The organism is Hafnia psychrotolerans (assembly GCF_014639435.1).
GTDB classification, from domain to species: domain Bacteria; phylum Pseudomonadota; class Gammaproteobacteria; order Enterobacterales; family Enterobacteriaceae; genus Ewingella; species Ewingella psychrotolerans.
Genome location: NZ_BMFZ01000005.1, coordinates 170,852 through 192,676 on the forward strand (window position 1 = coordinate 170,852; position 21,825 = coordinate 192,676).

Annotated in this window: 19 protein-coding genes and 1 pseudogene; 10 read left to right on the forward strand and 10 right to left on the reverse strand. The window is 52.2% G+C overall.

Annotated features, from left to right (window positions below; all coding sequences use genetic code 11):
• Positions 1–19: 19 nt before the first annotated feature.
• From ftsL to IEV89_RS11230, 7 genes and pseudogenes are all read right to left on the reverse strand, one after another.
• Positions 20–340 (reverse strand): cell division protein FtsL, encoded by a 321-nt coding sequence (gene ftsL / locus IEV89_RS11200; protein ID WP_188473575.1) that lies wholly within the window; start codon positions 338–340, stop codon positions 20–22.
• A complete protein-coding gene (rsmH, locus tag IEV89_RS11205) occupies positions 337–1,278 on the reverse strand; it encodes a 16S rRNA (cytosine(1402)-N(4))-methyltransferase RsmH (RefSeq protein ID WP_188473577.1) in 942 nt (313 codons plus the stop codon). The genes ftsL and rsmH overlap by 4 nt, the downstream gene beginning before the upstream one ends.
• A 2-nt stretch (positions 1,279–1,280) precedes the next feature.
• A complete protein-coding gene (gene mraZ / locus IEV89_RS11210) occupies positions 1,281–1,739 on the reverse strand; it encodes a division/cell wall cluster transcriptional repressor MraZ (RefSeq protein WP_188473580.1) in 459 nt (152 codons plus the stop codon).
• A gap of 694 nt (positions 1,740–2,433) precedes the next feature.
• Entirely contained in the window at positions 2,434–3,438 is a 1,005-nt protein-coding gene (gene cra / locus IEV89_RS11215; protein ID WP_188473723.1) for a catabolite repressor/activator, read from the reverse strand.
• A gap of 343 nt (positions 3,439–3,781) precedes the next feature.
• The gene (gene ilvN / locus IEV89_RS11220) at positions 3,782–4,273 is read right to left on the reverse strand and encodes an acetolactate synthase small subunit (protein WP_188473588.1); all 492 of its coding nucleotides are present in this window, start codon (positions 4,271–4,273) and stop codon (positions 3,782–3,784) included.
• A 2-nt stretch (positions 4,274–4,275) separates the two neighbouring features.
• Positions 4,276–5,994 carry an acetolactate synthase 3 large subunit gene (gene ilvI, locus IEV89_RS11225; RefSeq protein ID WP_188473590.1) on the reverse strand — a complete coding sequence of 573 codons (1,719 nt, stop codon included), beginning with the start codon at positions 5,992–5,994 and terminating at the stop codon, positions 4,276–4,278.
• Between the two features lie 442 nt (positions 5,995–6,436).
• Positions 6,437–8,234, reverse strand: a pseudogene (locus IEV89_RS11230) (AMP-dependent synthetase/ligase).
• Between the two features lie 36 nt (positions 8,235–8,270).
• On the opposite strand from IEV89_RS11230, the gene IEV89_RS11235 reads away from it, so the two are divergent.
• From IEV89_RS11235 to leuD, 5 genes are all read left to right on the forward strand, one after another.
• A complete protein-coding gene (locus IEV89_RS11235; RefSeq protein ID WP_188473592.1) occupies positions 8,271–8,441 on the forward strand; it encodes a hypothetical protein in 171 nt (56 codons plus the stop codon).
• 596 nt (positions 8,442–9,037) lie between these two features.
• A complete protein-coding gene (leuA, locus tag IEV89_RS11240; protein ID WP_188473594.1) occupies positions 9,038–10,609 on the forward strand; it encodes a 2-isopropylmalate synthase in 1,572 nt (523 codons plus the stop codon).
• A gap of 2 nt (positions 10,610–10,611) precedes the next feature.
• Positions 10,612–11,703 carry a 3-isopropylmalate dehydrogenase gene (gene leuB / locus IEV89_RS11245; RefSeq protein ID WP_188473596.1) on the forward strand — a complete coding sequence of 364 codons (1,092 nt, stop codon included), beginning with the start codon at positions 10,612–10,614 and terminating at the stop codon, positions 11,701–11,703.
• A gap of 4 nt (positions 11,704–11,707) precedes the next feature.
• A complete protein-coding gene (leuC, locus tag IEV89_RS11250) occupies positions 11,708–13,108 on the forward strand; it encodes a 3-isopropylmalate dehydratase large subunit (protein ID WP_188473598.1) in 1,401 nt (466 codons plus the stop codon).
• A gap of 10 nt (positions 13,109–13,118) precedes the next feature.
• Entirely contained in the window at positions 13,119–13,721 is a 603-nt protein-coding gene (gene leuD, locus IEV89_RS11255) for a 3-isopropylmalate dehydratase small subunit (RefSeq protein WP_188473600.1), read from the forward strand.
• Between the two features lie 67 nt (positions 13,722–13,788).
• Here the strand turns inward: leuD and IEV89_RS11260 are convergent, their stop codons facing one another.
• Together IEV89_RS11260 and sgrT are read right to left on the reverse strand one after the other, a co-directional pair.
• Positions 13,789–14,952 carry an MFS transporter gene (locus IEV89_RS11260; RefSeq protein WP_188473602.1) on the reverse strand — a complete coding sequence of 388 codons (1,164 nt, stop codon included), beginning with the start codon at positions 14,950–14,952 and terminating at the stop codon, positions 13,789–13,791.
• Between the two features lie 329 nt (positions 14,953–15,281).
• Positions 15,282–15,482 carry a glucose uptake inhibitor SgrT gene (gene sgrT, locus IEV89_RS11265; protein WP_188473605.1) on the reverse strand — a complete coding sequence of 67 codons (201 nt, stop codon included), beginning with the start codon at positions 15,480–15,482 and terminating at the stop codon, positions 15,282–15,284.
• A 102-nt stretch (positions 15,483–15,584) separates the two neighbouring features.
• On the opposite strand from sgrT, the gene sgrR reads away from it, so the two are divergent.
• The 5 genes from sgrR to thiQ all read left to right on the forward strand — a co-directional run bounded on the left by sgrR (position 15,585) and on the right by thiQ (position 20,858).
• On the forward strand, positions 15,585–17,249 hold the full coding sequence (gene sgrR, locus IEV89_RS11270) for an HTH-type transcriptional regulator SgrR (RefSeq protein WP_188473607.1): 1,665 nt from the start codon (positions 15,585–15,587) through the stop codon (positions 17,247–17,249).
• 125 nt (positions 17,250–17,374) lie between these two features.
• On the forward strand, positions 17,375–17,527 hold the full coding sequence (locus IEV89_RS22075; protein WP_444542660.1) for a hypothetical protein: 153 nt from the start codon (positions 17,375–17,377) through the stop codon (positions 17,525–17,527).
• A 55-nt stretch (positions 17,528–17,582) separates the two neighbouring features.
• On the forward strand, positions 17,583–18,581 hold the full coding sequence (thiB, locus tag IEV89_RS11275) for a thiamine ABC transporter substrate binding subunit (protein ID WP_188473609.1): 999 nt from the start codon (positions 17,583–17,585) through the stop codon (positions 18,579–18,581).
• Positions 18,557–20,167: a thiamine/thiamine pyrophosphate ABC transporter permease ThiP gene (gene thiP / locus IEV89_RS11280; RefSeq protein ID WP_188473611.1), complete on the forward strand. Its 1,611-nt coding sequence runs from the start codon at positions 18,557–18,559 to the stop codon at positions 20,165–20,167. Before thiB ends, thiP begins: the two co-directional genes overlap by 25 nt.
• The gene (gene thiQ, locus IEV89_RS11285; RefSeq protein WP_188473613.1) at positions 20,151–20,858 is read left to right on the forward strand and encodes a thiamine ABC transporter ATP-binding protein ThiQ; all 708 of its coding nucleotides are present in this window, start codon (positions 20,151–20,153) and stop codon (positions 20,856–20,858) included. The genes thiP and thiQ overlap by 17 nt, the downstream gene beginning before the upstream one ends.
• On the opposite strand, the gene IEV89_RS11290 is transcribed toward thiQ, so the two are convergent.
• Complete coding sequence (locus tag IEV89_RS11290; protein WP_188473615.1) at positions 20,848–21,615, reverse strand: DedA family protein; 768 nt, start codon at positions 21,613–21,615, stop codon at positions 20,848–20,850. The genes thiQ and IEV89_RS11290 overlap by 11 nt on opposite strands.
• Between the last annotated feature and the right edge of the window lie 210 nt (positions 21,616–21,825).

Consider the following 21,825-nt stretch of genomic DNA (forward strand, 5'->3'; position numbering starts at 1 on the left):
TATCTTCTCCATGAGTATTCTAGGGTTGAACCACGATGTTTTCTTTCGATGGATCAACATGTTGCATCTGCAATTTCTCCGTTGCGATACGTTCTACCCGGCTGTGATCGCCGAGGGCATTCTCTTCAAGGATAAGGTTGCGCCACTCAATATCCAGCGCATCCCTTTCCAGCACTAACTGTTCTCTTTGCGCCGTCAGCAAACGGGTTCGGTGAGAGGTGGTCACTACTAAAATGGCACTCACCAGAACCGCAATCATCAAAATCATTGGGATTTTGCCATTACGTAGAATGTCACTGGTGATGACACCCACTAATCCATGCCTCTCGTTACCCATCACGATGCCGTTCTCTCGGCAAACCGTAAGACTGAGCTACGTGCACGTGGGTTTTCAGAGACTTCGGCATCCGAAGGCTTCATTTTCCCAACGGGCTTAAGTGAACGACCACCCAGTTCAGCAATCTGCGCTTCAGTCATTGGGATCCCTGCCGGCACTTGTGCGCCGCGGCTATGCTGACGAATGAAACGTTTCACGATGCGATCTTCCAGGGAATGGAAGCTGATCACTGAAAGACGTCCATCAGTCGCCAGGATCTCCAGTGCGCCATCCAGCGCGCGTTCGATCTCTTCCAATTCACTGTTGATGTAAATACGGATCGCCTGAAAACTACGTGTCGCCGGGTGCTTATGCTTTTCGCGAAACGGCGATGCATCAGCGATCAGAGCTGCCAGTTCTTTGGTTCGAGTCATCGGTTGCTCGCGATTACGCTCAACGATGGCCCGTGCAATACGTTTGGCAAACCGTTCTTCACCAAAAGTTTTCAGCACCCAGGCAATATCTTCTTCCTCTGCTTTCATTAACCATTCGGCGGCAGAGTAACCTCGCGTGGGGTCCATGCGCATATCCAGTGGCCCGTCGCGCATAAACGAGAAACCACGTTCGGCGTCGTCTAATTGCGGCGAAGAGACACCAAGATCCAGTAATACACCGTCAATCTTGCCTTCAAGGCCACGATCTTTGACGTATTGCGCCAAATCAGAGAAAGGGCCATGAATAATGGAAAAACGAGGATCGTCTATCGCTTCGGCGGCTTTAATGGCTTGAGGGTCGCGATCGATCGCAAGCAAGCGTCCGTCCGGCCCAAGTTGGGACAGAATCAGACGGGAATGACCACCACGGCCAAAAGTTCCATCGATGTAAATTCCATCCTGCTGAATGTTCAGGCCATTCACGGCCTCATCCAGCAATACGGATGTGTGCTTATAATTTTCAACCATGCTTATAGTGACAAGTCCTGTAATCGTGTAGAAAGTGGTTCCTGAGACGACTGTTCAGCGTCAATATCTTCTTTAACTTGTTGATACCATGTCTGTTCATCCCACAGTTCAAACTTGTTGAACTGCCCAACCAGCATCACTTCTTTGGCAAGCCCGGCGTGTTGACGCAATGTGGTTGCGATTAGCAATCGCCCGGCGTTATCCATCTGACATTCACTTGCATGGCCCAAAAGTAGTCGCTGAATACGGCGCTCAATAGGGTTCATACTCGACAGACGGGATAATTTTTGTTCGATAACTTCCCATTCAGGCAAGGTGTACAGGAGGAGGCACGGGTGATGGAGGTCTATGGTACAAACCATTTGACCTTGAGATTCTTCGCTCAGCAAATCCCTATATCGGGTGGGTACTGCAAGTCGCCCTTTGCTGTCGAGGTTAACCATCGTCGCGCCACGAAACATGACCGATCTACCCCTCTATGACCATAATCACCACTTTCCTCCACAAATTCCCACTTGAAAGAGTTTACGGATGGTTTTAAAACCTTGTCAAGCCAGAGCGGAGGCGGTTTGGTAATATTTACCAAGCATCACTAAGATGCTTCTCAATGAGGTAGGAGTTTTTAGCTGCGGAATAGAAAATAACATCATGATTAGTTGAGGAAATTTTGTAGGAAAAATAATGATGATTAAAAAAAAATCAAATTGAACATTATTTAGCTATTTATATTCTTCTGCCATCGATCTTTCATTTCTTAACCTGTTTCTCGTCGAAATGAAATTTTGGCCTCATTTCGATGCTGACTGCTAAAACGACATGACTCACGTTGCCAGGCCGTATGCTGCAAGCCTTTAACCAGGTTTTAATAGGACCAAAAAACGTTAATAAACCACGTCAAAATGACGGCGTGAATTCTACAGCACTTTTAAAACCGGTATTAGCGTATTTTTGAAATTGATTTAGGGGGAGGTTATACCAGAGAAATAAGGCCGAAAATATTTGCTAATAATTCAGAGATTAAGATATCTCCCAAAATACCTTTTAGAACGTCGTAGCTCATCTTTAGACGTCTTATCACAAATTAATTAGGGTTAATGTGAAAGTAAAGGGACGGACTTTACTCTAAGAAAATCCGTCATATTCTTTACTGAATCATCACTTACGGCTTAAACGCCCTCGGCGGAACAGATTACGACGAATGCGGGTAAGGCCAGCTTTCGGTTTCTTCGGCTCATCCAGGCAACCCAACACCAGTTCCAGTACCCTTTCAGCCACTTCACGATGGCGTTGCGCGACGGCCAGTACAGGGCAATCGAGGAAGTCGAGTAGTTCATTGTCACCAAAGGTGGCGATCACCAAATCAACGGGCAGACGGCCATGCTGCTTAAGCGTCACATCCATCACGCCTTGCAAGAGCGGGAATGAGGTAGTAAATAACGCCTGCGGCATCGGATGGGTTTTCAACCACGCTGCAAAAGCGACGCTCGCAGATTCACGATCGTAGGCATTTGCATAGAGATACTGCGGTTCGCGGCTATCCTCAGCCCATGCCTGACGGAATCCCGCCTCACGCAAAAAACTGACGGAAAGCTCGGGCAAAGCGCCAAGATAGAGAACCGATTCAGCCGGGAATGAACGCAGCTCTTGGGCCAGCATCAAAGCATCGTCCTGATCGGCACCCACTACGCTAATAAAATGTTCAGGATCGAGGGCGCGGTCCAGCGCAATGATCGGGAAACTGCCATCCTTCCAGCGCTGATAAAAGGGGTGTTCCGGTGGTAGTGCAGTAGAAATAATGATTGCATCAACCTGACGTTGCAGCAGATGTTCCACGCAGCGCATTTCGTTATCAGGCTGATCTTCTGAGCAGGCAATCAACAATTGATAACCGCGCTGGCGAGCCTGACGTTCAAGGTAATTGGCGATTTTGGTGTAGCTGGTATTTTCAAGATCGGGGATAACCAACCCTATAGAACGGGTTCTACCGGCGCGTAAACCGGCTGCGACAGCATTCGGGTGGTAGTTATGTTCCTTCACGACAGCCATCACTTTTTCAACTGTCTTATCGCTGACACGATACTGCTTCGCTTTGCCGTTTATCACATAACTGGCGGTGGTACGCGAAACGCCCGCTAACCTCGCGATTTCATCCAGTTTCACCCAGAAATCCCCTTTCATTACCCATAACATGACATGCAAGCCGCTCTGAAATTGCCCGTCATTCCGACGAGTAAATGGCTGCCTGCTCTTTTTGGACCATCCTGGCGCGCATAAAGCGTAGCCTGAATGATGAAATGATTAATTAAACTTCCATTATCTAACCGCAGAAGACCCTGTTGAGCAAGGGGTTTGGTGTTTTACCGAATCGTTTCACCTAAAAATGTCTGTCCGCGCAACAAGCGCTCTGCTGTTGCAAAAAAACAAAAGCCCAACCTGAGGCTGGGCTTTTGTCGGTTATACGTCATCTCTCAGGTAAAATCATGGCCATGAGACAAGCGTACTTTTAGCGCATGATTTTGTCGCCACGCGACACACCCACAACACCGGAACGGGCAACCTCAACGATTTCCGCCACATCACGAATCGATGCCAGAAATGCGTCAAGCTTATCGCTGGTACCCGCCAGTTGAACGGTGTAAAGCGTTGCGGTGACATCAACAATTTGCCCGCGGAAAATCTCGGTGGACCTTTTCACTTCTTCGCGGCCATAGCCAGAAGCCTGCACCTTGACCAGCATGATTTCTCTCTCAACATGAGCGCCCTGAACCAGCTCGGTGACGCGAAGCACATCGACCAGCTTGTGCAGTTGCTTTTCGATCTGCTCAATGACCTTGGCATCACCCATGGTTTGAATGGTCATGCGTGACAGGGTTGGGTCATCGGTCGGGGCCACGGTCAGGCTTTCAATGTTATAACCGCGTTGTGAAAAGAGGCCCACTACACGCGACAGCGCGCCTGATTCGTTCTCCAACAGTACTGATAAAATCCGGCGCATGATCAAGTCCTCTCCGTTTTGCTTAACCACATTTCGTCCATCGCACCGCCACGGATGTGCATAGGGTAAACGTGTTCAGTTTCATCCACGCTGATATCCACAAATACCAGACGGTTTTTCTGTGCCAGCGCCAGCGCCAGTTTGCTTTCCAATTCATCCGGGGTACGAATGGCAATACCCACGTGCCCGTAAGCTTCCGCCAGCTTGACGAAATCAGGCAGTGACTGCATGTAAGACTGGGAGTGACGTCCAGAGTAAATCATATCCTGCCACTGTTTCACCATGCCAAGATAACCGTTATTCAGGTTCACCACGATGACCGGCAGATCATACTGTAGTGCGGTAGACAACTCCTGAATGTTCATCTGAATACTTCCGTCACCCGTGATGCAAATGACTGTTTCATCGGGTAAACCAAGTTTTACACCCAGCGCAGCGGGTAAACCAAAGCCCATGGTGCCGAGACCACCGGAATTTATCCAACGGCGTGGCTTATCAAATTGATAATACAGCGCCGCGAACATCTGATGCTGACCGACATCCGAGGTGACATAGGCATCCCCTTTAGTCAGACGGCACAGCGTCTCAATGACTGCCTGAGGCTTAATGGTGCCACTGTTCTTGTCATAGTCGAGACAGTTTTTGGCGCGCCACTGTTCGATGCTCTGCCACCAGTCACGCAGAGCGTCGTACTCCTGCTTCTCTTCACTCTGTGCCAGCAATTCAAGCATCTGCTCAAGGGTTTGCTTGGCATCGCCGACAATCGGAATATCTGCACTGACCGTTTTGGAGATTGAGGTCGGATCGATATCAATGTGCATGATCGTTGCATTCGGGCAGTACTTAGCCAGGTTGTTGGTGGTACGGTCGTCAAAACGCACACCCACGCCGAAAATAAGATCGGCATTGTGCATGGTCATGTTGGCTTCATAAGTACCATGCATGCCTAACATACCCACACTTTGACGATGAGTTCCAGGGAATGCGCCCAATCCCATCAGGGAACTGGTCACCGGCAAATTGAGTTTTTCTGCCAGCTGTAAAAGCTCAGCATGACATTCTGAATTGATCGCGCCGCCACCCACATAGAGCACCGGTCTTTTAGCCGCCAGCAGCGTTTGCAGTGCGCGCTTAATCTGCCCGCGATGCCCCTGAACCGTCGGGTTATACGAGCGCAGGCTAACGTGCTCAGGATAGGCATAAGGCAATTTTATCTGCGGACTGACGACGTCTTTGGGCAGATCAACCACCACCGGACCAGGACGACCTGTGGATGCCAAATAAAACGCTTTTTTCAATACGGTAGGAATATCTTCTGCGCGCTTCACCAGGAAGCTGTGTTTCACCACTGGGCGGGAGATCCCCACCATATCGCATTCCTGGAAGGCGTCGTAGCCGATAAGAGCACTGTGAACCTGGCCTGACAGCACCACTAGCGGAATGGAATCCATATAGGCCGTAGCAATACCCGTGATGGCATTAGTCGCACCGGGACCTGAGGTCACCAGTACTACGCCGACATCGCCTGTGGCGCGGGCATAACCATCCGCCATATGCACAGCACCTTGTTCATGTCTCACCAGCACATGATCAATCCCACCGACTGTATGCAGGGCATCGTAGATATCCAGCACCGCTCCGCCGGGATAACCGAATACGTGTTTAACACCCTGGTCGATCAACGATCGCACGACCATCTCGGCTCCTGACAACATCTCCATGGTTTTGCCTCCAGGCTTTTTGTTTCTAATAGGATAACTTATTTTAATAAGTGAATTGCTCGGGTAAGTAGGCAACTCAAAAGAGTGATGGAAATCATTTCCAGTCATTCCGGGTAAGAGGGCTAAGCCCTGATGTTCTTATCGGATTACGCTAACTTAACCCAATACCTTAACGCCTGAATTTAGGTCAGGCAAACGACAAAATGCCGGAGTCGTTACAGGGTTAATGCGTCGCGCTGCTCTGCCCTGCTCTCTCCAGACAAAACACTGCTCAACTGAGACAACTACTCAGGATTATCAGGAAGGAGGGATAAATTACAGCATTAAATTATGGCTGACTTGCGCTGTTAACTGACGGCAATTTTAACGATGGCAACGTAATAAAAACCTTCAAAGCGACAAAATCCCGTCACGACAGGCAATGCTGATTCAGTCAGTGACCTTAGTCACAATAGAAATTGTCGACCTCTTTTTTGTATCGTTGAAGGATAATTTTGCGCCGCAGCTTCAATGTCGGCGTCAACTCTCCGGCTTCCATGGTAAAAGGCGATGTCAGCAACGCAAATTTCTTCACCTGCTCATAACTGGCCAATTCATGCTGAATTTCGCGGACACGGTAGGTAAATAGCGACAGAATCTGCTCATTCTTCAGCAGGCTTTCTCGGTTGAGATAATCAATGCTGTGTGCTTGCGCATAATCAATCAGCGCATTAAAGTCCGGCACAATAAGCGCGGAGCACAAAGTGCTTGGCATCTGCGATAACCGCCACCTGTTCGATATAACGGTCCTGAACCAGCGTGCCTTCGATACGCTGAGGTGCAATATATTTACCGCCCGAGGTTTTCATCAGATCCTTTAAACGCTCGGTGACAAATAGATTACCTTGCTCATCCCGCTTTCCAGCATCCCCCGTTTTGAACCAGCCATCCGCCGTAAAACTGGCAGCGGTTTCTTTTGGCTTATTAAAATAACCGCGAAAAAGCGTCGGCCCGCGCACCTGAATTTCATTTTCGTCGCCAATACGCACCTTAATCAGGGGTAAAGACGTCCCGACGGAGCCAAACAGAAAATCCTTTTCCTCCCAGCAAGTGACCGTGGCACAGGTTTCTGTTAACCCATAACCATATTTGATTTTAAGTCCGATAGATTCAAAGAACAGAATGATGTTGTCGTCCAGGCTGGCACCTGCCGCTGGCAAAAAGCGCAGATTGCCGCCCAACAGATCGCGCAGCTTGCTGAGCACCAGTTTATCAGCCAGCGCGTACTGGCGAGTTTGCCACCAGGTCGCAACAGCACCGTGCCTTTCAGACAAAAATTTTCTGCGCCCGCAAGCCAAAGCCCAGTGAAACAGCTTCTTTTTTATATATCCGGCTTGCGCGACTTTTTGATTGATCGCGCTGAAGACCTTTTCATAAAAACGCGGCACCGCACACATGACCGTCGGTTTGACAGCCTGTAGCGCATCACGAACCCGGTCGGTTTCCCGCAGGTAGACGTTCTGCGCACCAAAATGCATGACGACGAAGCTCCATGCCCGCTCAAAGACATGTGCCAACGGCAAGAAACACAAAGAAACGTCATTTTCTGACAACGCCAGTCGCTGTTCATGTTGCTGGAGCTGCGTGCCAATACTGCGATAATCAAGCATCACTCCCTTCGGCTCACCGGTGGTGCCCGAGGTATAAATCAGGGTAAACAAATCCTCGAGATGACAACTTGCGATCCTCGCCTGTAAGGTCTCGTCCAGAGCAGGTTCGATTAGGGTCTGCGCATGCACATGGCGAGCTATCGTGACCCCGCGGAGATCAACATCGTCATCGAGAACCAAAATATTCTGTAACTGTGGGCACAGTTCACGCAATTGCACCGCCGTGTCAAATTGCGCCTGGCCGAGGATAAACAACGTGCGGATGTCTCCATCATTTATGACATAGGCAAATTGTGCGACAGTACTCGTGGAATAAATCGGCACCGTGATGGCACGAAGTTGCAAAATGGCCATATCTGCCAGTGTCCATGCCATGGCATTACCACCACAGATAGCGACACGCTCTTGAATACCCACACCTAACTGCAATAAAAGGCGTGAAAAGTGATCGACTTCTTTACCGACTTCGCGCCAGGTCAGCGCAGTTTCCCGATCTGCTGACCATTCGCGAAAAGCGATGTTGTCAGGTCGGGTGGAAAGCTGCTGCCGAAAACGGGTAACAAGATGATAGTCATTCAACGTCGTGGTCATAATCTGTGAGCCTGAGGAGTAAAGGAGGAACAGCCAGTGGCAATAAACCCAAAGATTTATTTGCAGTTGCTCACCAATATTAACAATTCGCGTAGTCTACCGGGACTGCTACGGCAGGCAAACCAAATTATGGTTCAGGAAGATCAGGAAAACGAGAAAAGAAAAAATGAAGCAGAAGTTCAATTCGCAGGCATGGCGACAGCATGAGAAAAGCAAAAAAACAAAATATCTCTGACAGGAGAAAAAACCACATAAAGAATTAAACCTGGCTATAATCACCAAAAAGGGATTGCTGGCGCTTAATCACCAGACCAACTCTACCTGTCATCCAGGCAAAGAATAATGCGCTAAGGCGTTCCGTGTAAAACCTCAAATTTCAGCAAAAAAATCCGAAAACCTAGTCCTCTGCTGGATATCTCTCTTGTCCATAATTACTTTATAGGGTGTTTCGATTACTTCGTTAATGATTACATATCCAGAATATTCCACCAAATGAGAAATATTCTCACACTCTATTGTTCTCACTTGTTTGTCGTGAGAGTGGTTGACACGAACCACGCATTCACGTATCAATTTAGGCCACGGTTTAATTAATTCCGACAATCATTATTCAAGAGAAGCTGAAACCCATGTTCATGATCACTCTTCTATCAGGCCTACTACTCAACGCAGAAAATTCGCGCGGTAAGCCAGTGGCAGAAAATCAGAACTGATTCCTCTTCCAAAGACACTAAACCCGCGCCGATGCGCGGGTTTTTTTTTACCTCCACGGCGTGAAAGTAAAGCAGACAAGGAATCTACCCATGAGCCAACAAGTCATTATTTTCGATACTACGCTGCGTGACGGTGAGCAGGCATTGCAAGCCAGCCTGAGCGTTAAAGAGAAGCTGCAAATTGCCATCGCGCTGGAAAGAATGGGCGTCGACGTCATGGAAGTTGGCTTCCCCGTCTCTTCTCCTGGTGATTTTGAATCTGTGCAGACCATTGCGCGTCAGATTAAAAGCAGCCGTGTTTGCGGTTTGGCCCGCTGTGTTGATGGCGATATCGACGCCGCAGCGGAGGCATTACGCGTTGCCGAAGCCTTCCGTATTCACGTCTTTTTGGCGACATCTACGCTGCATATCGAATCCAAATTAAAGCGCTCTTTCGATCAAGTCCTGGATATGGCAGTTCACTCGGTGAAACGAGCCCGTAACTATACGGATGACGTCGAATTTTCCTGTGAAGATGCCGGCCGTACGCCACTGGATAACCTGTGTCGCGTGGTAGAAGCCGCGATCAAAGCGGGTGCAACCACCATTAATATTCCTGACACCGTCGGCTACACTACACCCACTCAGTTCGGCGGCATCATCACTAACTTGTATGAACGCGTACCGAACATTGATAAAGCGATTATTTCTGTTCACTGCCACGATGATTTAGGCATGGCGGTCGGTAACTCCATCGCTGCGGTTCAGGCCGGTGCCCGTCAAGTTGAAGGTACGCTGAACGGGATTGGTGAACGTGCCGGAAACACGGCGCTGGAAGAAGTGATTATGGCCATCCGTACCCGTTCCGAATACATGAACGTGCACACCAACATCAATCACAAAGAGATCTATCGCACCAGCCAGATTGTTAGCCAAATCACCAACATGCCAATTCCGGGCAATAAAGCCATTGTCGGCTCCAACGCTTTTGCTCACTCCTCCGGTATTCACCAGGACGGCGTGCTGAAAAATCGCGAAAACTACGAAATCATGACCCCGGAATCTATCGGCCTGAATCAGGTTCAGCTTAACCTGACATCTCGCTCCGGCCGTGCAGCAGTGAAGCACCGCATGGGAGAAATGGGCTACAAAGAATCCGACTATAATATGGATCATCTGTATGCAGCGTTTCTGAAACTGGCCGACAAGAAAGGTCAGGTCTTTGACTACGATTTGGAAGCGCTGGTATTCATCAATAAGCAGCAAGAAGAGCCAGAGTTTTACCGTCTGGACAATTTCAGCGTGCAATCCGGCTCCAACATGACAGCAACGGCCTCAGTCAATCTGGCCAGCGGCGATGAGTTCAAAACAGAAGCCGCGACCGGTAATGGTCCTGTCGATGCCGTTTATCAGGCGATTAACCGCATCACTGGCTACCAGATTGAACTGATCAAATATCAGCTGACCGCCAAAGGTCATGGCCGTGATGCACTGGGCCAGGTTGATATTGTTGTCTCCTTTAATGGCCGTCGTTTCCACGGTGTCGGTCTGGCGACGGACATTGTTGAATCCTCCGCCAAAGCGATGATCCACGTATTGAACAGCATCTGGCGCAGCAAGCAGGTAGAAATCGAAAAACAGCGTCTGCAAACCGAAAAACAAAACAATCAGGAAACGGTGTGAACATGAGCAAGACCCATCATATTGCCGTCTTACCCGGCGACGGCATCGGCCCGGAAGTCATGCAGCAGGCTTATAAAGTACTGGACGCGGTCCGTCAGCGTTTTGGCCTGAAAATCTCAACCAGCGAATACGATGTCGGCGGTGCCGCCATCGACAAACACGGCAGCCCATTGCCACCGGCTACCGTTGCCGGTTGTGAACAAGCTGACGCGATTTTGTTCGGTTCCGTCGGTGGTCCGAAGTGGGAACATTTACCGCCAAACGATCAGCCAGAGCGCGGCGCGTTACTGCCGCTGCGTAAGCACTTCAAACTGTTCAGTAACTTACGTCCCGCCCGTCTGTATAAGGGCCTGGAAGAATTCTGTCCGCTGCGTGCCGACATCGCCGCCAAGGGCTTCGATATTCTGTGCGTCCGTGAACTGACCGGCGGCATCTACTTTGGCCAGCCGAAAGGCCGTGAAGGTCAGGGCATGCATGAGAAAGCCTTCGACACCGAAGTATATTACCGCTTTGAGATCGAGCGCATCGCACGCATTGCCTTTGAATCTGCGCGAAAACGCCGCAGCAAAGTGACCTCCATCGACAAAGCCAACGTATTGCAGACATCCATTATGTGGCGCGAAGTGGTTAACGAAATCGCGAAAGATTATTCGGACGTCAGCCTGAATCACATGTATATCGACAACGCGACCATGCAGCTGATTAAAGACCCGTCTCAGTTTGACGTGTTGCTGTGCTCTAACCTGTTCGGCGATATTTTGTCGGACGAATGCGCGATGATCACCGGCTCCATGGGTATGTTGCCATCGGCCAGCATGAACGAACAGGCGTTTGGTCTGTTTGAGCCTGCAGGCGGCTCAGCGCCGGATATTGCCGGCAAAAACATTGCTAATCCGATTGCACAAATCCTCTCAGCGGCCCTTTTGTTACGTTACAGCCTGGGTGCTGACGAAGCCGCAGACGCCATCGAACAGGCGGTAAATAAAGCATTAGAAGCCGGCCATCGTACGGGCGATCTGGCGAACAGTCATAACGCAATTGGCACCAGCGAAATGGGCGACATTATTGCCCGCTTCGTGGCCGAGGGGGCATAACATCATGGCGAAGACCTTATATCAGAAATTATTTGATGCACACCTGGTGTATGAAGCGCAAAACGAAACGCCGCTGTTGTACATCGACCGCCATTTGGTCCATGAAGTCACCTCTCCGCAGGCTTTCGACGGCTTGCGTGCCATGGGTCGTCCGGTACGTCAGCCGGGTAAAACCTTCGCGACCATGGACCACAACGTCTCCACCCAAACCAAAGACATCAATGCCAGCGGCGAAATGGCCCGTATTCAGATGCAGGAACTGATCAAGAACTGTGCGGAATTTGGCGTGCAGCTGTATGACCTGAATCACCCTTTCCAGGGCATCGTTCACGTGATTGGCCCAGAGCAAGGCATGACGTTACCGGGAATGACCATTGTCTGCGGCGATTCCCATACTGCGACTCACGGCGCATTCGGCTCGCTGGCATTTGGTATCGGCACGTCAGAAGTGGAACACGTTCTGGCGACGCAAACCCTGAAACAGGGCCGCGCCAAAACCATGAAAATCGAAGTGACCGGCGATGCCCCAGCAGGTATCACCGCCAAAGATATCGTGCTGGCGATTATCGGTAAAACCGGCAGCGCTGGTGGTACCGGTCACGTCGTCGAGTTCTGCGGTAAAGCCATTGAAGCGCTGAGCATGGAAGGTCGTATGACCCTGTGCAACATGGCGATCGAAATGGGGGCTAAAGCGGGACTGGTTGCGCCTGACGAAACGACCTTTGCTTATCTGAAAGGACGCCAGTTCGCGCCGAAAGACCAAGACTGGGACGCCGCAGTCGCGTACTGGAAAACCCTGCAAACAGATGCGGATGCCAAATTCGACAGCGTCGTAACACTGGATGCAGCGGATATCGCACCACAGGTTACGTGGGGAACTAACCCGGGTCAGGTGATGGGCGTCAATCAGACCATCCCAAATCCGGCCTCCTTTGCCGATCCAGTCGAACGTGCTTCCGCTGAAAAAGCGCTGGCATACATGGATCTGCAACCGGGCATTAAACTGACTGATGTGGCGATTGATAAAGTGTTCATCGGTTCCTGCACCAACTCACGTATCGAAGATTTACGCGCTGCCGCAGCCGTTGCCAAAGGTCGTAAAGTCGCGACCGGCGTACAGGCGATTGTGGTACCCGGCTCTGGCCCGGTAAAAGCGCAGGCGGAAGAAGAAGGTCTGGATAAGATCTTCATCGAAGCCGGTTTCGAATGGCGTCTGCCGGGCTGCTCCATGTGTCTGGCGATGAACAACGACCGTCTGGAACCCGGCGAACGTTGTGCTTCCACCAGCAACCGTAACTTCGAAGGCCGTCAGGGCCGTGGCGGACGCACACATCTGGTCAGCCCGGCAATGGCAGCCGCAGCAGCGGTGACCGGCCGTTTCGCTGATATCCGTGAACTGAACTGAGGACAACACCATGGCTAAATTTACTCAACACATTGGTCTGGTGGTTCCGCTGGATGCCGCTAACGTCGATACCGATGCCATCATTCCGAAACAGTTTTTGCAGAAAGTCACCCGCACCGGTTTCGGCCAGCACCTGTTCAACGACTGGCGTTTTCTGGACGACGCCGGTCAGGTGCCTAACCCGGATTTCGTGCTGAATAAACCGCGCTACAAAGGCGCGAGCATTTTACTGGCGCGCGAAAACTTTGGCTGTGGCTCTTCCCGTGAACATGCGCCTTGGGCGCTGACCGACTACGGTTTTCATGCAGTGATCGCACCAAGCTTTGCCGATATCTTCTACGGTAATTCGTTCAACAACCAACTGCTGCCCATCACACTGAGCGATGCAGAAATTGATGAATTGTTTGCGCTGGTGAAAGAGAACGAAGGCATCACCTTTGAAGTGGATCTGGAAGCGCAGACTGTCAAAGCCGGTGATAAAAGCTATCCGTTTGTGATCGACAGCTTCCGTCGGCACTGCATGATTAACGGTCTGGACAGCATCGGTCTGACGCTCCAGCACGAAGAAAACATCTCTGCCTACGAGAAGAATCAACCTGCGTTTATGAACTGATTGCAGCTCCGTCAGCATAAAAAACCCGCGACAATCGCGGGTTTTTCTTTTTCTTTTATCGAAGGCTTCAAACGTCTTTGACTTTATACATCAGGCCTAAGGCGATAACCGCCAGCGCCGTCGCCGCCCAGTACACCGGATAATGCCCGAAGTTTTCGACGATAAAGCCCTGTAACAAACCTGCACAGATCACACCGGTGGAAATGCTGTTGGTGAACAACGTGGTCGCGGAACCTGCACGCCCCGGCATCAGATCCTGAAAATAGAGCATCCCGATACCGGCCACGATGCCGATAAAAATCGCGTTAAACAGTTGCAGGATCATCAGCGCGGCTTTGAACTGAAACACCACAAGGCCGGCGTAGAAAACCACCCCGCTCGCCACTGCGTACAGCATCAGCTTGCGCTTGCCGGTACGTTTGACCAGATAACCCGCCAGTAACATTGCAGGAATCTCCAGCCCCGCTGCCGTGCCCATTAGTAACCCCGCCAGCCCTTCTGGCAAGCCTAAGTCACTGGTGATATACAGAGGCATATCAATCACATACATGATATTACAGGTCCACATCAGCAGTGACGAGACAAACAGCAGACGTACATCTTTGTTGCGCCATGCGCTGACCGGCACCACCTTTTCATCGACTGGCTGCTCGACGCGCGGTACCGACGGCAGAAAGAAAAAGATCATCAGTATGCTGCCAACAAATACCGCCGCTGCGCTTAGGTACATCGGGGTAAAACCATAATTCAGCGCCAGCATGAAAGAGAGCGGCGGACCTAGCACCCACGCCAGTGAAAGCATCGCACGCATCATCGAACTGAACATCACCACTTCGCTGGACGAGCGATCCGCATGTTCACGGGCCAGCGCAAAAAGCTGTGGCATCGACGCGTTGCCTATCGCCGCCAGCAGCACACCGACAGTGATCAGCACCAGATAGTCGCGGCTGAAGGCAAACACCAGACTATTACCGAGCGCCATCAGGCAGCAAAACATCAGCAGCTTGCGGCGGTCGCCTTTATTGTCGGAACGGTTAGCCAGCAGAAAGCTGATGGCTATCCCCGCGGTGGCATTAACCGTATAAAACAATCCAACCCACATCGGCCGGACTTTCACTTCATTCGTCAAGAACAAGCTCAGCGTTGGCGCCTGCAGCGCGCCTGCAATGCCGCACAACAAGGAGACCACCAGAAAGGTGACATAAATGGCATTAATACGAGGTTTTGACATGACGTCTTCCCTGAGAAATAAATGTCTTACAACGAAATATAGAGTGTATACCCAAAACAGTTCGAGCTGCAGGACAAAGGTTTTAGCCTTTGAACAGCGCTCGCGCTGGCCCCGAAGGGGCGAGGCTTTGCCGAGCAACGCGGAAATTGCACGAATCCCGATGAGCTGACATGAGTCAGTGATTCGGGTGAGTAAGCGCAGCCAACGCATCTGCGGCTCGAAATGTGAAGGGTATATGGATATAAAAAAACCAGTGAGTCTCCCCACTGGCTGGTGAAAGTTCACCATTACTCAGAAAATCGAATTCGGTTGAGCAGGTTGCGCCGCAATCAGATCCTGCGACGATATTGTTCGTCATCCAGCGATTCCATATCCCACTGCGTGAGCCGCGACAAAATATCCATACGGTATTCCACCGGAACCCATGACAGCCAGTCAGCATGATTCCTGGCCCCATTATTTTTAATGGCTTCGCTATTTATTGCAGAGAAATAGCTTCGATAAAAACGGGCGTTCAGAATGCGTTTCATGATGACCTCCGGGTGTTCGCAACAAGCTTTCGTTGATAAACAGTATTGGAGTAATATGGGGAAAGATAAATTGATGAAGATCGACCATGGAGTTCCTCTTTTATGGCCTCATCGCGTTTGCAGCAGCAGTTCATCCGCTTGTGGCAATCCTGCCACGGCGAAGAAACCGACACGACATTGCAGGCACTGTCGGAAGTACTGAGCTGTTCGCGTCGGCATATGCGTTCCTTGCTCAGCACGATGCAAGAACGGGGCTGGCTGACGTGGCATGCTGAAGTGGGGCGCGGTAAACGCTCCCGGCTGACGTTTCTGTATACCGGGCTGGCGCTCCAGCAGCTGCGGGCCGAAGAGCTTCTTGAACAGGATAAAGTCGAACAGCTGGTGCAACTGGTGGGCGATAAAACCCAGGTACGTCAGATGCTGTTGTCACATCTTGGCCGCAGCTTCCGCCAGGGCAAACATATTCTGCGCGTATTGTATTACCGTCCACTGTTTAACCTGCTGCCCGGCACCATGTTGCGTCGTTCAGAAACCCATATCGCCCGGCAAATCTTTAGCGGGCTGACGCGAATAAATGAGGAAAAAGGGGAAGTAGAAGCCGATTTAGCTCATCACTGGCAAGCGATCACGCCACTGCACTGGCGGTTTTATTTGCGTCCGGCGATCCATTTCCATCATGGGCGCGAACTGGAGATGATGGATATCATCACTACGTTTACCCGCCTGCAACAGACCCACCGGTTGTTCAGCAATCTCGCATCGTTTTCCTCGCCTACCCCCAACGTGATCGACATCCATCTGAATACGCCCGACCGCTGGCTGCCGTGGCTGTTCGGCAATGTCCACGCCACGATCCTGCCGCAAGAATGGCAATCTCTGCCCGACTTCGCCCGGCACCCGGTCGGTACCGGCCCTTACGCCGTGGTGCACAATCAGAAAACGCAGTTGCGTATCCGCGCGTTTGACGACTATTTCGGCTTTCGCGCGCTGATCGATGAAGTGAATATCTGGGTGCTGCCGGAGCTGACCGAAGAGCTGGTCCATTCCGGCGTGCAGCTGCAGGCGGATGAATCCGGTAAAAGCGAGCTGGAAAGCCGTCTGGAGGAAGGGTGCTATTTCCTGTTGTTCGATCAGCGTTCAGCAGTCGGCCAGCACGATGCAACCCGCGAGTGGCTGTGTGAATTGCTCAACCCGATCGCCTTACTTAACGGCGCCGAGCCGATATATCAGCGCTACTGGTCTCCGGCGTACGGCCTACTACCACGATGGCATCATAAAGATCCGCAGGCGCACCCGGTGAAACCGCAGGATTTGACACAGATTACCTTGACGTTTTACGGCGAGCATTCCGAGCATCATGCGATCTGCAACGCGCTGCGCCCGCTGCTGGCGGAGGAAGGCATCGAACTCATTATTCAGATTGTGGATTACGGCGTCTGGCAACGCGGCGAGGCAAACAGCGATCTGTGGCTCGGCAGCGCCAACTTCACTCTGCCGCTGGAGTTTTCCTTGTTTGCTACTTTCCTGGAGCTGCCATTAGCCGCGCACTGTTTCAGTCACGATATGGCTGAAGACGCAGCATTGTGGCACGCCGGTAAATTCTCAATGGCCGAGTGGAGCCAGAGGCAGGTCACCAGCCATCACATTCACCCACTGTTCCACCACTGGTTAGTATTACAGGGACAACGCAGCATGCGCGGTGTACGCATGAACACCCTCGGCTGGTTCGACTTCAAATCCGCCTGGTTTGCGCCCCCCGACAACTAATCGGACTATCGCATCGCGCCGTTAATCTCTAGAATGACATCCGTTCTCAACGGGGTGCCTGAAGTTGATTCTTTTCCATGAAGAATGAGCTCGATCTTTAAACGCCGCAAGCAGGTGTTCAACGGGTGAAGTCCAGCGCACAGCCAGCGCAGCGTACATCAGTACGTGAGCATGGCGAGCACTGCACGACGCCCGATCAATACCTGCGCAGCAAGTTTAAAAAGGCTGAGAGTAAACCCGTCGAACCTGGTCCGGTTAATCCCGGCGGAGGGATTTGAGACTGTGCGATGCTCACTCAAAATCCTTTGCCCCTTTATTTTTTGGAGTGCAAAGTTGAAAAAATTACTGCCCTGCCTGCTGTTACTTTCTGCACCGATCTTCGCGGCCACGGCCAATGCGGCCAAACCTATCCTAACGGTCTACACCTACGACTCCTTCTCTGCCGACTGGGGACCGGGTCCGGCCATCAAAAAAGCCTTTGAAGCACAATGCGGCTGCGAATTGAAATACGTTGCGCTGGAAGATGGCGTGTCTTTGCTGAACCGTCTGCGGATGGAAGGCAAAAACAGCAAAGCAGACGTGGTACTCGGGCTGGATAACAACCTGTTGCAAGCTGCAGAGCAAACCGGGCTTTTTGCCAAAGCACCGAAAATCGAGGCTAAACTGACGGTCCCGGGTGGCTGGAATGACAGCACATTCGTGCCTTACGACTATGGCTATTTCGCGTTCGTCTATGACAAAAACAAAATGAAGAATCCACCCAAAAGCCTCGATGAACTGATCAACAGCGATCAGAACTGGAAAGTGATCTATGAAGATCCGCGCACCAGCACACCGGGTCTGGGCCTGATGCTGTGGATGCAAAAAGTCTATGGTGATAAAGCGCCGCAGGAATGGCAGAAACTGGCGAAGAAAACCGTCACTGTCACCAAAGGCTGGAGCGAGGCCTACGGCTTATTCCTCAAAGGCGAAAGCGATCTGGTGCTGAGCTATACCACATCTCCGGCGTACCATATCGTCGAGGAGAAGAAAGACAACTATGCCGCGGCCAACTTCACCGAGGGTCATTACATGCAGGTGGAAGTTGCGGGTCAGTTGGCGAACAGCAAACAGCCGAAGCTGGCTGAACAGTTTATGAGGTTCGTCACCACCGACGCTTTCCAGAAAGTGATCCCAACCGGCAACTGGATGTATCCGGTGATCGCCACGCCACTGCCTGATGCCTTTAATCAGCTCACGGTGCCGGCGAAATCGCTGCAATACAGTGCGCAAGAGGTTGCGACTCACCGTTCAGAATGGATCCAGGCATGGCAGAACGCCGTCAGCCGTTGATCCCTCGCTGGCTGTGGCCGGGCGCGGTGGCCTCGCTGGCGATGCTGCTGGTTGCCGCGCTGGCCTTAGGTTCTCTGTGGCGTCACGCGCCGCAGATGAGCGGCGCATCGTTGTGGCAGGATCCCTATCTCTGGCATGTGATCCGCTTTACCTTCTGGCAAGCTCTGCTTTCGGCGCTCTGTTCGGTGCTACCCGCGATTTTACTGGCGCGGGCGCTGTTCCGCCGCCGCTTCCCCGGCCGTCAGCTGTTGTTGCGCTTATGCGCCATGACGCTGGTGCTGCCGGTGTTAGTTGCCGTGTTTGGCATTCTCAGCGTGTACGGAAGACAAGGCTGGCTGGCTCAGCTATGCGGTTGGTTTGGCATGGATTACGCTTTCTCGCCTTATGGTCTGAAAGGCATTTTGCTGGCACACATCTTCTTCAATCTGCCGCTGGCGACGCGCCTTCTCTTACAGGCGCTGGAGAATATCGCCGTCGAACAGCGTCAACTTGCCGCGCAGCTGGGTATGAATGCCTGGCAGCAATTCCGCTTTGTCGAATGGCCCGCCCTGCGCCGCCAGATTTTCCCCGCCGCGGCGCTGATTTTCATGCTGTGTTTCGCCAGCTTCGCCACCGTACTGTCTCTTGGCGGCGGCCCGCAGGCGACCACTATCGAACTGGCGATCTATCAGGCGCTCAGTTATGACTACGATTTAGGCCGCGCCGCCACACTGGCGCTGATCCAACTGTTCTGCTGTCTGGCGCTGGTGCTACTAAGTCAGAAACTCAGCCAGGCGCTGCCGGTCGGGCAAACGCATTCCCAACGCTGGCGCAATCCCGATGATTCCCTGCCGCGCCGCCTCGTCGATGCTGTGCTGATAGGCCTCGCCCTGCTGCTGATCTTGCCGCCGCTGCTGGCAGTGATTTTTGATGGTGTAAACCGTGCCGCCATCAGCGTGCTGCAACAGTCCGCGCTCTGGCTGGCGTTGTGGACGTCTATACGCATTGCGCTGGGTAGCGGATTATTATGCGTATTGCTGACGATGATGCTGTTGTGGAGTAGCCGCGAACTCCGCTTACGCCAGCGACATGGCTGGGCGCAAGTCATGGATCTCAGCGGGATGTTGATTCTGGCGATGCCGGGGATCGTGCTGGCGACCGGTTTCTTCCTGCTGCTCAGCGATACGACGGGACTACCGCAGTCGCCATGGCCGCTGGTGATCCTCACTAACGCGCTGATGGCCGTGCCTTACGCATTAAAAGTGCTGGATAACCCGATGCGCGACGTGGCCGAACGCTACAATCCGCTGTGTCTTTCGCTGGATATGCACGGCTGGCAGCGACTGCGCTGGGTGGAACTCAACGCGCTGAAACGCCCGATCACGCAGGCGCTGGCATTTGCCTGCGTGCTGTCGCTGGGGGATTTCGGCGTGATCGCGTTATTCGGCAATGAGAATTTCCGCACGCTGCCGTTTTATCTGTATCAGCAGATCGGTTCCTACCGCAGTCAGGACGGCGCGGTGACGGCGCTGTTGCTGCTGCTGCTGTGCTTCCTGTTATTCACCCTGATCGAGAAACTGCCGGGCCGCCATGCTGACGCTGAATAAACTGACCTATCTGTACGAGCATCTGCCGATGCGCTTTGATTTACACATCGATGCGGGCGAGCGCGTGGCGATCCTTGGCCCGAGCGGCGCGGGGAAAAGCACCTTGCTCAGCCTGGTCGCGGGTTTTCTCGCACCGGTAAGCGGGCAGATCCGGCTAAATGATCACGATCACAGCGCGACGCCGCCGGCGAAGCGTCCGGTGTCGATGCTGTTTCAGGAGAACAATCTGTTCTCGCATCTGACTGTGCGTCAGAACATGGGATTGGGGTTACATCCGGGCCTGAAACTCAGCGTGCAGCAAAAGCAGGATTTGGAAGAGATCGCCCTACAGGTCGGGCTGAGTGATTGTCTGGACCGCCTGCCGTCGCAGCTTTCCGGCGGGCAACGTCAGCGGGTCGCACTGGCGCGCTGTCTGTTACGCAGCCAGCCGATTTTGCTGCTCGATGAGCCTTTCTCCGCACTCGATCCGGCGTTGCGCAGTGAAATGCTGAGCTTGCTGGATAAGGTCTGCGGGCAGCGCAACCTAACGCTGCTGATGGTATCGCACAATCTGGATGATGCGGCGCGGATTGCTCCGCGCACGCTGCTGGTGGTCGATGGCAGAATTTTTTATGACGGCCCGACGCAGGCGCTGGTGGACGGCACCGCGCCGGAAGCCAAGGTATTAGGGATCCGCCCCGTCAGCGGGTGAGCACGTTCCACAGCAGATGCCCGTAAATCGGCATCATCGGCTGCTTACTGAGCACCATGATGCTCACCACGGTCGCCACCACGCTCAGCATGCACATGACCCACAGTCGCGGCAGCGGCAACCATTGGGTCATCATGTCCGGTGAACCTTTACCGGCACGGAACCCGCGCCAGAGCAACCATGCACTGAGCCACACCAGCACCACACTGATAAGTAGCATCCATTTGAAAACGGCGCTGTTGTGACTGGCAGGAATGTCGATAGCGACACCCGCCAAAATGCCTGGCAGAAAATACACTGGCGGCCAGGTGATGCAGCCAACAATATTTGGTGGCGCAAATTTATAGGGCGGCAAATTCAGCATACCGGCGACCAATGGAACCAGCGGTCGCGTCGGGCCAATAAAACGCCCTAAAATCACCGTGGCAAAACTGTGGCGATCGAGGGCATAACCGGTTCTATCCAACAGTGACTGATGCCGTTTGAGAAATCGCCAACGGTGCAGGGGTTCTTTAAATCCGCGTCCGATAAAATAGGACACCCAATCACCGACGAAGCAACCGAGTCCGGCCGCCAGCCAAGCCTCGTATAACCCCACCTGACCACTGCCAATCAGCGTCCCGAGCGTCGCCATCATCACGGTGCCCGGCAAAATCAGTCCAACCAGCGCCAGCGATTCAAAGAAAGCCACCACAGCGACAATAATCAGAGCAAAGCCCACCGACTGAGCGACCAGATGTTGTAGATAGGCTTCCATAGATTTCCAGTATTTCGTGACGCAAATTGCGTAGATAAATAAGACAAGTGTGAGCTTTCTGCATTTTCATTGTAGTAAAAGCATTAAGCGGCTGAATTGTCAGTGCATGCACTTTCGCAGTCAACTGCGTAATTGTATGCGTATTTGGCTAATACCATAGCAATGGACAAGGACTGTATAAATAACCATACTCTGTCTTTGATTTTCTCT